A 15604-nucleotide genomic window follows, 5' to 3' on the forward strand; every position below is an offset into this window, starting at 1 on the left:
GTTGATGGAAAATATCCATCAATCAGCAAAAAGTCATTTAGAAATCTTTTTACTTGGCTCCGAAAGAGTTTTGGTGTAAAGATTCTCCAATTCATTCACCATCTTTTCCATACTAAAGAATTCAACAACTCTTTTGCGGCTTTGGGACGCAAAATACGCTTTGCGATCTGCAGAACGAAGTAAAGAAATAGCCATCTGACTTAATTTTTGTGGTTCGTCTGTGCTGCATAGCAGACCGTCGATCTCATGCCTAATTACTTCCTTCACTCCACCTGCATCCGTACTAATTACAGGGCATCCAGATGCCATTGCTTCCAATAAGGCAACGGGCAAGCCTTCAAAAATAGATGACATCATGTATAGGTCAAACGTTGCCAGGAAAGGTCTTACTTCCGTTTGAAGTCCAACAAAATGAACCTTCTTCTCGATACCTAACTGCTGTCGTTTTTCCATCAATATTGGTTTTAGAGGGCCGTCTCCAACAATAATAAAGTGTGCTTCCGGAATGGAGGCCAAAATCGTAGAGGCTATGTCCAGCCAAACATCCAACCGCTTTTGAAATCGGAAGACAGCAATGGTCCCGATTACCGGTGCGTCAACGGGAATCTGCAAAACATTTCGAATTTCATTTCGGTCTCCCGTTTGTGGCGTAAAACGGCGAGTATTGACGCCGTTAACAATAACTTGTATAGGACTTGTTAGATTTCGTTTATGCCGCACAATAGATTCAGCCACATCAGCCGATACAGCAATAATGCGGCTAAGCCAATTGAGGGTTGCTAAATTCGTAATCCGGGTTAGAATGTGATACCTTTCCTGCTTATTATGTTCTGTATAGATAACAGGTACGTCCGTATATCTAGCCACCAATCTTGAAACAATGCCAGCCCAGGGAAGGTGAGCATGAATTATCTGAATCTTATGCTCCCGTACATACTTTAGCACTTTTCTTACTTTTAATATCAAGGAGATGTTGTTATTCGCGGCTATGCAAGTAACCCTCCCCCCTTGCGCGATTAAACTGTCCACCATCTGGTTCTTCCAAGGCAAAAAATAGACATAGTGAAACTCAAATTTATTTTTATCGTGTAACCTTAAGGTTTCGGGTAATAACATTTCCGCCCCGCCCCTGCCCAACGATTTTATAATGTGTAAAACTTTATAGGGCGCCGCGCTATCCATGTTTGTGTTTACGGTTTAAAACATTTTGGTATTCCTTTAGGAAACTTGAAGCTATTTCACTGATGCTGAACCTTTCAGTGACAAAATTAAAAGCATTTTTTATTTGCAATTTCACAGCATCGCTTTGAGAAATAACATCAGCCATCGAAGACACAAAATCATCTTCATTACCTTTGGATACTAACCATCCGGTCTCACCCTTTTTGATGACTTCGTGAATACCTCCAACATCATATGCAACAACACCAACGTTTACGCTACAGGCTTCTAAGATAACCGCTGGAAGCCCCTCAATATTGCTCGGCAAAAGCAGTGCATCTGCCTTAGAAATAAGTGATAACACATCCTTTCGGCTTCCCAAAAATATCACTTTATCCTTAAGGTTTTTCTCAACGACTAATTTCTCTATTTCAGGCTTTAGAGGTCCGTCTCCCAGGAGTAATAGGGTACCGACGGAAGAATGCATATGCGAGTACTTTTGAAAAATCGAAATAAGCCCGTGATGATTTTTTTCAAAACTGAAACCACCAACATGAATGAACACTGGTTTTCTTCCATACGCATAAGATAATTCCTCCGGAAAAATATTTTTAATTTTTAAATCGATTCCAATTGGAACAACGACCGTTTTATCCTCGAGGAAAGGGTAAACGGTGATAATGTCTTTTTTACTTAACTCGGAAACCGAAATGATTTTTTCAATTTTTCTCAGTAACAAGCCTTGGAAAAACCTCTTCACTGGATTCCTCAGGTACGCACTGATCGTACTGGCGTTTCTGAAAACGATTTTGTACTGAAGCCGAAATACCATTTTAACCAACACAGCGTACTTTAGTGTATCGCCAGCGTTGGCTTGCACGATGTCTGGCTTAAATGACTCCAAAGATTTGAACAAAGTGTTTAACAACGAAATACTAATCGATGCGGATTTTTCAGCATTTAGATCAATCCATCTCACACCAAGGGGCTTAAAGTCATCGACGGGAGCGCTATAAAGCGATATATATAACACGTTCACGCCATTGCTTGCTAATTCCTTCGAAAGCTGTGCTGCAAAGATCTCTGCACCCCTATACTGGCGTCGCATTACAAGTTGAACAACCTTCATTCCCTTTTGCTCAAACGCTTTAATAGGCCAAGCATCCGTTCATGAACAGCTTCCAAGCGAAAGCATGTCATAAATATTTTTGTGCTATTCTTTCCAAATCGCTCTCGCATCTCCTGATCACTGATCATTTCTTTCATACTGTCAGCGAGACTAGTGGGGTTACCCGATGAAAAAAGGAGGGCATTTTTGTTTTCTTCTACTACCTCTTTATTGTTTTGAATATCGGAGCAAACGATCGGAAGACCAGCAGCCTCAGCTTCAATTAATGCTCCGGGCAGCCCTTCCAACCGAGATGGAAAAACAAAGATATCTGCCGCAATCAAGAGTGATGAGATATCGTTTCGATGGCCTAAAATAGCGACTACTTTTTCAAGTTTAAAAATCTTAATCGATTTAAGAATTGCCTCGGTTTGCGTCCCCTCTCGTCCTACAAGCACCACTTGAATATTTTCCTTGAGATGTCCTAGTTGATTTAATGCATCAAGCAAAACGTCATGCCCCTTTGGATAGCCATGACTTGCAACTTGGATCGCCATTAGTCTATTTCCCGTTTTCAGTTCATTACGGAGTTTTGCTCTGACTTCGGTATTTCCCACAAAGGGATTTATGGTTCGACCACGAGGGATAACGGTTATTCTTGTCGCATTTATTTTTAATTTGTTTCGATAATGAACGGCAACAGACTCTCCATTAGAATGAAAATGATCAACTCCCCAGAACTGGGTGATTAAATCGAAAACACGATATGCTTCCAACTTCATGCGAGAGATATTAGGGTCAGCCAAACGTTGAAGAGAGTACATTTCCGTAACAAGGCTTTCAAGATGTATAAATGAATTTGAAAACCGACTAAACCGGGCTAGAATATTGGCTTGAAATAAAACCGAATGGACGACATCAGGATTAAATTCTTTTACTAATTTATTGAAAGCTTTTAACTTCTTAAAAAACGAATTGCCCTCCAATATGACTATCTCGCTAAATCCAAACTCCCGCCAGGAATAGCTAGGACTTGCAATTTTATAACAAACCAATTTAACGACATATCCTTTCCGTAAAAGCCAGCTGTAAAACGCTAGTGTTGAGTATTCAGCGCCACCAGTATACATGGAATTAAGAAAAACAATCACCTTCATATTTTTGATCTCCATTTTTGGACGTCTACAACCGAAAATTCATTCGCGGAATTAAATGTATGCGTGGCTAATAAATCGGGCTCCCACAAAGGTTGTACATCATCAATAACAACCTCTGCAAATTCAGTTGTTGAAAGTTTAATGATTTGGTAAAAACGTATTGCAGACCCATACTTAGGAGCTCCCACTTGAGAGGGTCGTATTATTTTTTCTTTATGAACAAATATTTTTCCAGCTGGTCTGGAACCTCTTACATCTCGAGACAACGGATTCATTGGATGCGGTTGCCAAATGCCATTCATTAAGTCCTCGGAATAATAAATAGCCAGGTATTGATCCGGTGAATTTCCTTCCCAAGGCTTTATCGTTCCAAATAAATACCATATACCCTCATGGAAATGCAACGTGGGGTCAAAGAATTCAACGTCAGTCAAAATATCTCTTTTCTTCACCCAAATTGATGGGTGTTTAACACATGCATATAAGCTAACTTTTTTTACTGAAGCAGATTCAGGGATCATATACAACGTACCCTCTACCTCTGTAATAAATGGATATGAAAGATGATATTTCTCGCTCAACACCCTCATTGGCTCTTGTGATTCAAGCTTACCATCTTTACTAAATTGTAGTACGCTTATATGAGCTTTTTTTTCCCTGTGAACAAATTCTTCAAAAAAAATAAATACAGCATCGCTGTATTCGACTACAAATGGATCAGCCCAGTCAATTCCTGGAGGTGGCAGCAATTTCGTATAACGAAATAACGACGTTTCTAATTGCCGACTGCCGGCATAGTAATATATACTCCACTGCTGCTGTAAGAATACATCTTTTAATAATTCATTGATTCGTCTCAGCCAAAAGCTGATAAAAATTCTGACTGCCTTACCGTTGGTCGGATTACGAAATAAAGGTTGAGAATAGAATCCCAACACGTAATTATTCTTTGTTTCAGCGAAGAATTTTTCAGGACCATCTTTCACAAAAGAATTTAGGGAAGCACAAAATAATTCTATGCCAGCCCAAAAAGCGGAGATTTGGTTACGGTGGAAGGAAGTCTTATCTGTTTTTGCATACGATTTTCCTAATACCGATCCACCGTCAAGATTACTAGACAATTTTAATAAGGTTACCCCGGTTACAATTTCATTGTTTACAACTTCCCAGAAAGCCGGTGGCCCTCCTCTATTTACCCTATTATCCCCATGGTGTAAAGACCATACCCCATAACGTGCCGATGAAAGAATATCTCCTTTTAAAATTTTAAAGCCAAATCGAATGAGAATATCTAGACGACATTCACGAATTGTCGATAGATCAGAACCAATTATTTCATCAGTAATCTTTGTTTGCTTCGGTTTAACACGAAGTATCTTGTTATTTTTAAGTAGGTCTGAACAATCACGTGTCGAAAACAGATTCGTTTTTGTCTTGAAAATCTTTCTATCAAGCCAAATAAACAATTTATATACCGCGTACTTTGTATTTTTCTGGCTCGCTCTTTTGCCATCGTTTATAACGATTAACCCGATTTCAAATGTCGGATGATTAACTAAATAGTCCAGTATATGGTATTGCCACGCCCGTATCAAGAACGAATCCAATAATAAACCTATCTTATATTTCTTCATCAACTAAGGACTTTGAAGAGTAATTCAGAACCGGGCAAACACTGACTCTCATGAATCAAAGCAGTTTTCCAGACTTAATTTTCGAATGCTATCAAGGTCTTGGATAAAATGATTCACATCATTATTTTTAGAATGCAACGTTTCAATTTGTTGTTTAATTTCATCCGGCCAGTTAGAAGAACCAGTATTTGTGACCGGAATTGGGTAGTTAACCAAATTAAAAACTTCTTTTGTTTTGAAGTGTCTGCCTTCAATCGGAATAACTGGTGTACTGCCTGTTAAAGCCAGTTCGTTGGTGTGCAATCTACAGCTAATTACGAATGAAAAATTTGATAAAAGTGCGCTATATTCTGGATAATTAATAAACTCAAGGATTGGGATCAGGCCATGACGAGCTGCAAAGTGCTCTCCAAGCACCTTGTCACTCACTGGATCATTGGAAATAAAGTACAAGTTATACCCTAATTTTTTGAGTAATTTTATAATTTCTTCCCATGCGTTTATATCATCAGCAACCTTCGTAGCATTGATGCCCACCGCTGGTTTGAGAATATTGTACCTGTTCCTTAACGCTTCTCTCGCCTCTAAGGAGGGGGTTTGATTTAGAAACGCGGAATCAGGAAAGCACTTAATTCTCGCAAGGGGTACCCCAAGGGAAACAAGATTATCGCGAGACATATGACCACGAACAATGATCTCATCCAATTGCTTATACACAAAGCCGCATATTTGCCGCATCGGGCTTTCAACCACTTCGACAGATTGGTTTATCGCGTATGTTTTTTTTCCGATCTTCTGGGCTATACGCAGTTCAAGCAACTGTCGTAGAAAAATGTTGTTATCCCCTACTTCTCCGGCGCCGGAATAAACAATAGAATCAGCAGCGGCTACTGTTAAAAACCTTTTCTTATATGCTTTGGCAAATAAAGCGTCACTATGCACATATTTGCGGAACACGTCCTTTATTCGTTGGTACCATTTATCATTACGAACCTTAAAATCATTAAAGGACAGCAGTTCAACTTTTCTGGTAACAGGAACGAATACAACCGTATGCATAGACGGTTTCAGGATATCAACGATAGATGTCGCCCAAGCTTCAAAAGTCCTTAGCGCGTCTTCCGATTTTTTAAGCTTTTCAATTGAAAAGCCAAAAAGCCCTTCAGGACGACCAGCGACATGTAAATTTTCGGGTGTGCGTTCGTAAAGCTTGATAACCTCATCCGATAATGCCTGATTACCAATGTTTGTAGTCTTTAATTTGGTTATTAGTAAAATTTTTGAAAGGCTCATAATATACAATTGACATTCAACAAACGAAGGTTATAATTTAAATGAATCTGATGAAAATGTCTTTCCCATTTTTCCAGTGACTGCATCAAGAATGGCAAACATAGTAAGTCTACTGTAAACAAAACCAAACTTTATTCCGCGTCTAAAACTAATTAATCCTTTCACCAGACTTTTTATGATCACCAGCATGGCTACAGGAGAGTTGTTACATTTTTTTGACATCAGAAAAATTAGATTTCGAATACTGTAATATTCCCTCCATAAATTATTGCTTCGAATATCAAAGGAGAGCCTCGTAAAATCACTCACAGGAGTATCACGGATGTGTTTCTTTGCACGCTCCCTCAACGCATAGTAGGTGTCTCCATCAACGAAAAGTTTAAAACCTCCCTTTCTCAGACTCAAGCAATAGTCTAATTCCTCTAAACCAAAGAATAGTTCTGGATTGGGAAGGTCGCAACGCCGTGCGGCCTTCCCGCTAATGATGAAAGTGTTATTACCTGCAATAGAATCCACTTCCACAATTCCTTTTAATTCCGCGTTAGGAATTTTTGTAAAGACTGCTGTGCCGATATCAAAGCGATTTCCAGTTAAGCCGAGAGCACCGATTTTTTCTTCGTTAATCTTATCGGGTATTGACAGTAATATCTCAAATGCGTGTGTGATACGAGGTGGGTCATCATCATCACCCCAATAAATCCAATCATACCCTTCAGAGATTAGCTTCGACAGTCCAATTTTGGCCGCTCCAGCAGGGCCAGCATTATATCCAACGGCTACGTATTCGAGCCGAGGATCATTCATTTGCTCAATCAGATTCCTCGTTAGATGGGATTCGCTATTATCTACAATGATCAGTTTTTCTGGAGCGAGGCTTTGTTCAAATATTTTGTGGATAGTGGACGCTAATATGTCCGGCCTCTCATAAGTCATGATGAATCCTGCAAAGTATTTTCTCATGAAGATATTGCTTGATCCTTGTAAATAGCAATTGTATCTTCTGGCTTCGTTAGAAATGCATAACCCATTTCGGTGAGCATTTCCCGGCAAGCACTCTGATCCCGAAATGAAAGGTGTTTATGTTCATATTGAATTAACTTCGGACGTACACCGGAAGACGTAATATGTTTCAACAATTCAAAGTCATAACCCTCTGTATCTATTTGTAATATCAACACCTCCTGAATATCATGTTTTTGTAAAAGCTGGCGAAACGTAAATGTGGGGACGTTAATTTTCCGAAGATTACCTTCTAGACCTGGCAACACTCTTTTATGCTTCAGGAGCGTAGCTTTATCAAAGCTCGCTATCCCGCTTGCCCACATGGGATAGCCAGATACAGGTTCAACATAGAACAATTCTTTGTTACCGCTTACGTTATCGATCGCGCAATTTTCCAATCGAACATGCGGCACGGCAGAATATGCTGTCTGCAATTTTTTAAATATTGGTAATTGTGGCTCAACCAGCAGCGAGGGGATTTTAAAATCCAATATTAACTTTCTTACCGGATCATTAGTTACGCCATCATTAGCCCCTATCTGAACAAGGTCTCCCTTAAATCCATTATGAATAAAAAAACCTGCTAAGTAATACAAAGGATTGGTCTCATTTCCATTTCTAGCCTGCTGTTTAGAAAGCGAGTAGCCTTTTTGTTTTATTTTTTTTAAAAGAAACTTCTTTAATCTATACATAAAGTTATGCCATGAACATCTCTGCCGATTGCTTCCATGTTTTATAATAAACACCTGTTATCAAAGCCTGATTCATTTCCATCCAAAGTTTGTCATCGCTTAAAATAGCAATGGCACGATCCTCAAATTCTTTGTCGCTTGTTGTGACGAAACCAGTAACGCCGTTTACTATTCGTTCTTTCATACTTCCCAAATCTTGGACCACACAGGGCAACCCCATCGCTTGCACCTCTGCGATTGCCAAACAAAAAGTCTCCGCTTTATCGCCCCGATAAAACATGCTTCTCGATGTCTTTATTTCTTCCACCAGTTTATCCTTACGTATGGGCTCTCGCAAAATAACGCCATGACTCTCATAAGACTTAACTTGGTCCAAAACCTTTTTCATGCGGTCTGCTACCGAATTTCCCCAACTTCCATACGTTGCTGGGCCGGAAAATACATGAAGCTCGGCTTTCGGAACTTTTGCATGAATCACTTTCCATCTTTCCATCAGCCAGTCCAAAGAGCGTAGCGGGTTGGATGTAAAAATTACTTTAGGTCGTGCGGGGGTAACAGCTTTTTTAAAATGAAGAAATTTAGTGCTGATTCCATAGGGAATCACACGATGCCGGAATAAAAACCATAACGGAAAGGTTGAACGATGATATAGTCCTGAAAAAACTAGCGTCGGATAACGCCGAATAAGTGATTTTAAATTTACCGGAGAAACTAAATATTTTCCTTCATTGTGTAGCCAGAACAAAATTTTTTTTCCTTTGGGAACTAGAGGAAGAAGAGAAGTGCTCCTATTCACAATGTAAAGGTCGCCTTTAGGAATTTCAGATACGGAAAAATGTTGCCAATCCAGGGAAGCGTCTGTATAAGGTCTTAAGCAATTGTTCCTCACAATCACATAAAAACCAGATTCCCTAAATGCCTGAACCAATTCAATAAAGGCACTTTGGGCTCCGGCAAGTGGTTTTTCATTAATATCTTGAAAAGAAAAATCCTCCTTATCTAAAAAAACAATCGTATTAGTACCCATTCATAAGCAAATACCGATACTTGCATAAGCCCAAACGCTAAATTTTTAAAAGCAGGGGCAAATCCCTTAACATGGATGCAAACATCTTGTGTTTAAAATATATCTTAAAAAGCTTTGCAACTAAGACCAAATAATCGTTGAAAGCAACATCTTGGCGCTTGAAATATGATATGGAAGTCTGAAGCCCAACAATCCTAACCTTATCGTCAATGCTGCGAACTCTATTTTCTGGATGCCTGCGGATAAGTGCAATGGGTGCTGCTAATTCCCCGGCGCGTAATTTACAATGATACGCAAGGCGAAGCCAAAGATCGGCATCCTGTCCGAGTCTTAGAGCAGTATTGAAATATCCTACTTTTTCAAAAACCGACCGGCGCAATGTAATACCAATCGTTGTAAAGTGACCGTACGTACCGCGCACTAAGGCTGCAAATAAATCATCTGGCTGTACAGGTTTCCGAATAGTATAAAGTTTGTTCGGTATAACTTTATCGTTTTCAATAAATCCTGCTGCTCCATAAACACCATCAGTGTCGGGTTGGCTTAGAAAGACCTGAGCAGCTTTGTCAAAATGATTCGGAAGGTAGAGATCATCGGCATCAAGGAACGCTATGAATTCACAGGTTGCTTTTTTCACGCCCAAATTCCTACTAGCACCGGCACCCTCGTTCAACCCATCCGGGTGTTGATAAACTCTTACCTTTTCAAACTTTGCTTCCAATTCTTTACAAATGCTCAACGCATGATCCGGCGATCCATCCTCAACCAATATTATTTCTTTTACTTCAACCAATTGGATCACTGAATTTACTGCGCTCACCACATAATTTGCCGCATTATATACTGGGATAATAACGCTCACGCTAAAAGACTGGCTCATACATCAATCAACCTTTGATGACATTCGTGACGACTTGCTTAAGACGATTCTCCATCGTTTCAATGCAAAATGAATTTACAATGGTGGCCCTCGCATTTTTACCTAACTGACGCCTTAAGTCCTCACCTTGAATGAGTTTTTCCAACGCCTCATATAGTTGTGAATTGCTTCGCTCTTCAACTAACAAACCATTATAATTGTTTTGCACAGCGTCAGGTATGCCAGCGTGGAATGTTGAAACTACGGCCTTTCCACAGCTCATAGCCTCAAGCAAAGCATTTGGTAATCCTTCTTGGTCTCCATGATCATCTGTACGACTATTCAACACAAAAACATCACACTCTCTTAGTGCCTGTAAAACAACGGCATTAGATTGGGGCCCGAAAAAAAACACAGCGTGTTCTAAATTATTTTCCTGAACAACTTTTTTGCATTCCTCCAATTCCTTACCCGCCCCTATAATGTGAAGTTCAATAAGCGCGTACTTCTCATATAAGAGAGCAAAGACACGTACTAAATCTGGCACACCTTTTTTTCCGACGATTCTACCTGCATGAAGAATTTTCAATTTTTTATTCATGACTGGTATCTCGGGGGGGATGAAAACATTTACGTCCACACCGAATGGTATAATCTCCACTTTATTCACGAAATTCTCCAGTGGTAAATTTTTCAGCATGTAAGAACTACATAAGACAATCGACGACGCATATTCAAATAACGGAATGAGTTGTTTCGAGTAATGTTTTTGTCTCAATAAGCCCGAGGCATCGACACCATGAAATGAGACTACTAGCGGAATTTTGAACCGTTTCGCTAATGAAAGGATCGCAATACCATTCCAACCATAATGAGCATGGATTGCATCAATTCTTTCTGTCTTAAATATCCGTCTCAGCAAGTAAGCAGTCGAAAAACTAAATGGCATAGAATTAGGCCATACTTTTCTAGCGATAAAAGTTAGCACGTGATCAATTCGGCCATTGAAAAAATTCAAAAGAATTTGATAGGCCGTGGGTTGTAAAAATTTGTCTTGATTGTGAAACTTAAACGCCATTAAAACGAGGTCAAAATGTCTCGACAACGAAAGCACCTGTCTATGAATAAAGGTTTCACTTACGGCAAAAAAAGAACGATTAAAAATAAGTATTTTGCTCATGAGGTCAACAAGTCTAACCGCTCCACTAGCAAGTCCTCTTTATGCTTCACAATACTATTAGACGGAATGGAATGGCGTATTAAACAATTGGCCCCGATAATGACATTATCGCCAACAGTAACCCCTTTAAGTATAGTAACGTTGCTAGCTATCCAGCAATCTTTTCCTATACTTACATTAGCTTTACTATACTTACTTTTTGAGAGTTTCACGCTGGGAAACTTCTCATATTCATGGTTGTGATCATATATTTTAACCCCCTCTCCAAATATAGTATTGGATCCGATTTCTATCTTCTCAAGACAACTGATAGAACAGTAATTATTAAAAAATACATTTTCGTGAATAATAAGGGTGGCCTTGGGATAAATTAAAAAATTGCAATAGTTTTTACAACGTACATTCTTTTCTATTGTTAATTCTTTGCATACACCGCGAAATAAAAATTTACTATCTCCACCGGAAAAACTTCTATGAATCTTAACATTCGCTCGCCTTCTAGTTGACTCAACATTCAGAAATTGCGAATATCGCTTTATCATCCGAAAGAAAAATAACTGTAGTTTGATTAACGTGATCACCATGGTCTATTCTAATTTACAATCGATTACTTAATCTGCATAAATGCTCTCTTTAGCGCACGTAATGCAAGCATTGGCTTAGCTAGATAAATTAAAAATTTCGAATTTATTGATATTCCAGTGTTCAATAAAAATTGTATTAGGTTATAGTTTGATTCCTCAGTCACTTCATTTAAAATTCTTATTTGCTTTAAAGCTTCCTTTTTCTGATTACTTTCTAATAGACGATTAATTAACGGCTGCATCAGGTTTTTAAAATAAGCTTGAACATGTTCCTTATTTAGTAAAGAAAAGTCAAGATTAATATACTTAGCATAAGCCTGTGCAATCCTCATTCGATTCAAATTTCGAGAGGTTCCTTGGGACTGAATTCTGTAAATGAATAATTGATCTTCAATTCCAAAAAAAGTGGCGCCATTTTTCGCCAATCGTATCCAGTATTCCCAATCTTCGCATCCTACAACATCAAGTGATTCGTTTTGATAGCCTATTTTATCAATCCATTCCCTTTTCATCAAGACGGCTAAATTCGGAATTGGGTTATATGTATACAACTTTGCATACATATCCGCGGAGGGAAAAAAACCATATTCTGTTTTATATAACTCTTTTTTGTTTTTCGATTCATAAAGGATAGTACCACTCGTAAAAAGTACATCCGCTTTATTCTGAAAACCCAATTGAACCTCCAACTTATTTTTGGCCCACACATCGTCTGCGTCTAAAAAAGCTATCCATGTACCCCTTGCAATCTTCAGCCCTGAATTACGCGCCGCAGCTTGTTTTTTGTTTTCTTGTTCAATTAAAATTATTTTTTCGCATTTCAATTGATTCATTTTTACAATAGATGCTGTATCATCTGTCGAGCCATCATTAATGATGATTAGCTCCCAGTCAGTCCAAGTTTGTCCGTATACAGAATCAATAGATTCTTGAATATACTTTGCAGCATTGTATGCAGGCATAATGATAGAAACCAAAGGACTCATTCTGTTATTCAGTTAGGGAAGAAGGCTTGAATAAATGATGGTAATAATAATCCCAATAGAAAAACATCCGTTCACTAAAAGAGGTCATTTTTAGATGCCTAAAGCAAACCATTCGCCACTCCTTTCTAAATTTTTTAAATCCCTTTCCTGCCCCACTTTTGGATTCATTATGAATCAAATAGTTTGAAAAAATTTTGGGCACATAATAGAAGTTAAAATGGCGGGCCATTTTTAACCAGAGGTCAAGATCCATGGCATAATGCAATTGCTCATCCAAAAATCCCACTTTTTTTAAGCAATTATAAGAAAAGAAAATAGAAGGTTGAGGTGGACAAAAATTGCTCTTCCAGTAGCGCAGCATGGAATTGAAAGTTACTTTTTTGGGACGTAAGATGCGACTCTTCGAACGGCCCTCGTATTGCACGATGCAATCTCCGATCCATATTCCCCTGGAATCGTGTGCATAATTTCTGCATACTTCTTCAAAGACCCCAGCTTCGTACCAATCATCGGAATTAATCCAAGCAACAATGTCCCCTGTGGCTTTTTGAAAACCCTTATTGATAGCATGGGACTGACCACGGTCTTTTTCGCTTATCCAATACGAGATCCTTCCTTCGTACTTTTTAATAATCTCCACACTGTTGTCGGTACTTCCACCATCAATAATAATATATTCCAGGTTTGGATAGTTTTGGTCGACGACTGATAGGATAGTTCTTTCAAGGTATTTTCCTTGGTTAAAGCTTGGAGTAATTATGGATATCTTTGGAAATGTCTTCACAAGGAAAGGATTGACTTATAATCTTCAATAAATGGGCAAATTATGCGTTATTTTTATTACTTTTTATTATTCACCAGTTATGCAGAGCCAAATAAAAACAAACGCTCACTAAAACTGAATTCTTAATCCTATAATATATTAGGGGTAATTGATATGAAAAAACTCATTAAAAAAATCATAAATCGAAGCGGCTATGAGATCAAAAAAATAAAGCCCGGATCGAAAGTATCAACCATTGGATCTGATCAACGACCTGTTGGTCGCATGGATTTTTTATTACAAGATTTAAATAAACGTGGTTTGGTTTGCAATTCAGTCTTGGATGTTGGAGCAAATAAAGCAAGTTGGAGTCGCTTAGCAAAACGCGTATTCCCTTCAGCCAATTTTTGCCTAATTGAGCCTCAGCTTGAAATGAAAGAGGAATTGGAAGAGTTTTGTCGAGATTTTGAGGGTTCGATTTATATTCTGGCAGGGGCTGGCTCGCAAAAGGGGCTCTCAACATTCACAGTTTGGGAAGATCTGGCTGGGTCATCATTTGTCCCAAAACCTGACGAAAATTTAAAAAAAGTGGGCAAACAGCGGGAAGTTGAGATTATAGCAATTGATGACCTTATTGGTTCTTCAAGAATAACCGTGCCGGAGTTGATAAAACTTGATATACAAGGTTATGAACTTGAGGCGCTCATGGGCGCATCTAAGACATTCGGTTACACGGAGGCTTATATCATGGAAGTCTCACTATTTCAATTTTTTCAAGACATGCCAATATTCTTTGATGTAGTTAATTTTATGATGGAAAGAGATTACGTTGTATATGATTTCCCCGGGTTTCTGAGGCGGCCAATAGATGGAGCATTAGGGCAATGTGATATATGTTTTGTGAAAAAGAATGGTTTTTTAAGAGCAAACACTTCTTGGTAAACAACTATAAGCGATAGTCCCTAAAAAATAGATCAACACATAAGAAATGAGAACACCTAAGACAATAACTAGCTTGCTGGGCCATCTAACGATCTCAAAAAAGACTTATAGTATTTAATAGGCATTTCTGGAATCGGCGGCAGGGGTAATTGAGATGAAAGCAAATCCGCTAAATCTGAGGAAGAGTTGTATACATGTATACCCTCATATCGTTTGTATGTTCTGGCCCCCCCTGCATCTATGATGACTGGTATGCCTGCTACGAGCATATCCGGAACCTTGGTTAAGGCGCCGGTGCTAAACCCCTGGTTTATTACGACGGCTCTGCAATCTTTAAGCAGCAAATCTAGCTCGATATTATCTATTTGCCCGAGAATATCCAACCCGAGGCCAGAATGTTGCGTTCTTAAGGCGTCAGTCTTAGAACCAGCAATCTTAAAATTATATTTCGTCGAGCTAGTCTGATTTATTTTCTTAATTTGCTCCAGAAGATTAAGCATTCCCTTTTTTGTTGGCGCATTAGTTAATGAACCCACCGATAAAAAAAAACCTGGAGCTCCGTTGCGATCTGCCGTTTCCCTGTACTTACGTATACTCATGAGAGAAGTAAGTAATTCTCCCTGGGGGTAATAGGGTAAAAATTGGGCTTCTATATCAAATAGATTTAACAACCATTGTTCCTCCTCCGAAATCGTAAACACCTTATCACAAACCCTAAACGGTTCAAGCTCCTGCTGTAAAAATTTTAGCTTATCCCTTCCGTAAAATCGGAGTGTTTGGTGCGGGACCAGCGACTCAATATTATGAGGACATGCAATCACCCTCTTTAAATATTTTTTTTTGATTAAATATGGAAGATAAAAAAAATCTGGCAGGGTATTTTCCCAAACAATTGTTGAAGCTTCCTTAATTAATTCACTATGAGCTTCCAGATTTTTAACTTGCCTTGAGACCTTATGTGATTCATCCAAAAGTCTACTAACGGAAAAATTGTGTTTATAAATTTCTGTAGCACGGAATACTTCGGGTATATAAAGGCTGCCTGTTAACTTTTTCTTAAGGGCGACTTTGCCTTGGTTAAACGTGAATTTACAAAGCACCTCACAGATACTGTAGTCCGACGAAAGTATTTCATGTATCTGGCCTGTTCGTTTTTCCCCACCATGTCCGAATAAATTGCTTTTAAAAATTGAAAACGTTAGAACCTTCTTCACAA

Annotated in this window: 14 protein-coding genes; 1 reads left to right on the forward strand and 13 read right to left on the reverse strand. The window is 38.7% G+C overall.

The window, feature by feature from the left end:
- Positions 1-33: 33 nt before the first annotated feature.
- From P2W71_RS22065 to P2W71_RS22120, 12 genes are all read right to left on the reverse strand, one after another.
- A complete protein-coding gene (locus tag P2W71_RS22065) occupies positions 34-1182 on the reverse strand; it encodes a glycosyltransferase (protein WP_276373568.1) in 1149 nt (382 codons plus the stop codon).
- The gene (locus P2W71_RS22070) at positions 1175-2290 is read right to left on the reverse strand and encodes a glycosyltransferase (RefSeq protein ID WP_276373569.1); all 1116 of its coding nucleotides are present in this window, start codon (positions 2288-2290) and stop codon (positions 1175-1177) included. Before P2W71_RS22070 ends, P2W71_RS22065 begins: the two co-directional genes overlap by 8 nt.
- Positions 2287-3441 carry a glycosyltransferase family 4 protein gene (locus tag P2W71_RS22075; protein WP_276373570.1) on the reverse strand — a complete coding sequence of 385 codons (1155 nt, stop codon included), beginning with the start codon at positions 3439-3441 and terminating at the stop codon, positions 2287-2289. The genes P2W71_RS22070 and P2W71_RS22075 overlap by 4 nt, the downstream gene beginning before the upstream one ends.
- Positions 3423-5060, reverse strand: a complete 1638-nt coding sequence (locus P2W71_RS22080; RefSeq protein ID WP_276373571.1) for a hypothetical protein — start codon at positions 5058-5060, stop codon at positions 3423-3425. The genes P2W71_RS22075 and P2W71_RS22080 overlap by 19 nt, the downstream gene beginning before the upstream one ends.
- A gap of 48 nt (positions 5061-5108) precedes the next feature.
- Positions 5109-6353, reverse strand: a complete 1245-nt coding sequence (locus tag P2W71_RS22085) for a polysaccharide pyruvyl transferase family protein (protein ID WP_276373572.1) — start codon at positions 6351-6353, stop codon at positions 5109-5111.
- Between the two features lie 30 nt (positions 6354-6383).
- On the reverse strand, positions 6384-7313 hold the full coding sequence (locus P2W71_RS22090; protein WP_276373573.1) for a glycosyltransferase: 930 nt from the start codon (positions 7311-7313) through the stop codon (positions 6384-6386).
- A complete protein-coding gene (locus P2W71_RS22095) occupies positions 7310-8047 on the reverse strand; it encodes an FkbM family methyltransferase (protein WP_276373574.1) in 738 nt (245 codons plus the stop codon). The genes P2W71_RS22090 and P2W71_RS22095 overlap by 4 nt, the downstream gene beginning before the upstream one ends.
- A 4-nt stretch (positions 8048-8051) precedes the next feature.
- On the reverse strand, positions 8052-9074 hold the full coding sequence (locus P2W71_RS22100) for a glycosyltransferase (protein ID WP_276373575.1): 1023 nt from the start codon (positions 9072-9074) through the stop codon (positions 8052-8054).
- A 37-nt stretch (positions 9075-9111) separates the two neighbouring features.
- Positions 9112-9954 carry a glycosyltransferase family 2 protein gene (locus P2W71_RS22105; protein ID WP_276373576.1) on the reverse strand — a complete coding sequence of 281 codons (843 nt, stop codon included), beginning with the start codon at positions 9952-9954 and terminating at the stop codon, positions 9112-9114.
- 7 nt (positions 9955-9961) lie between these two features.
- Positions 9962-11113 (reverse strand): glycosyltransferase, encoded by a 1152-nt coding sequence (locus P2W71_RS22110; RefSeq protein ID WP_276373577.1) that lies wholly within the window; start codon positions 11111-11113, stop codon positions 9962-9964.
- Between the two features lie 607 nt (positions 11114-11720).
- On the reverse strand, positions 11721-12683 hold the full coding sequence (locus tag P2W71_RS22115) for a glycosyltransferase (RefSeq protein ID WP_276373578.1): 963 nt from the start codon (positions 12681-12683) through the stop codon (positions 11721-11723).
- Positions 12684-12687: 4 nt separating this feature from the next.
- The gene (locus P2W71_RS22120) at positions 12688-13467 is read right to left on the reverse strand and encodes a glycosyltransferase family 2 protein (protein WP_276373579.1); all 780 of its coding nucleotides are present in this window, start codon (positions 13465-13467) and stop codon (positions 12688-12690) included.
- Between the two features lie 153 nt (positions 13468-13620).
- Between P2W71_RS22120 and P2W71_RS22125 the strand changes: the two genes are divergently transcribed.
- Entirely contained in the window at positions 13621-14388 is a 768-nt protein-coding gene (locus P2W71_RS22125) for an FkbM family methyltransferase (protein WP_276373580.1), read from the forward strand.
- A gap of 68 nt (positions 14389-14456) precedes the next feature.
- On the opposite strand, the gene P2W71_RS22130 is transcribed toward P2W71_RS22125, so the two are convergent.
- A complete protein-coding gene (locus P2W71_RS22130) occupies positions 14457-15602 on the reverse strand; it encodes a glycosyltransferase (protein WP_276373581.1) in 1146 nt (381 codons plus the stop codon).
- Between the last annotated feature and the right edge of the window lie 2 nt (positions 15603-15604).

The organism is Chryseolinea sp. H1M3-3, assembly GCF_029360725.1.
Lineage (GTDB): Bacteria > Bacteroidota > Bacteroidia > Cytophagales > Cyclobacteriaceae > Chryseolinea.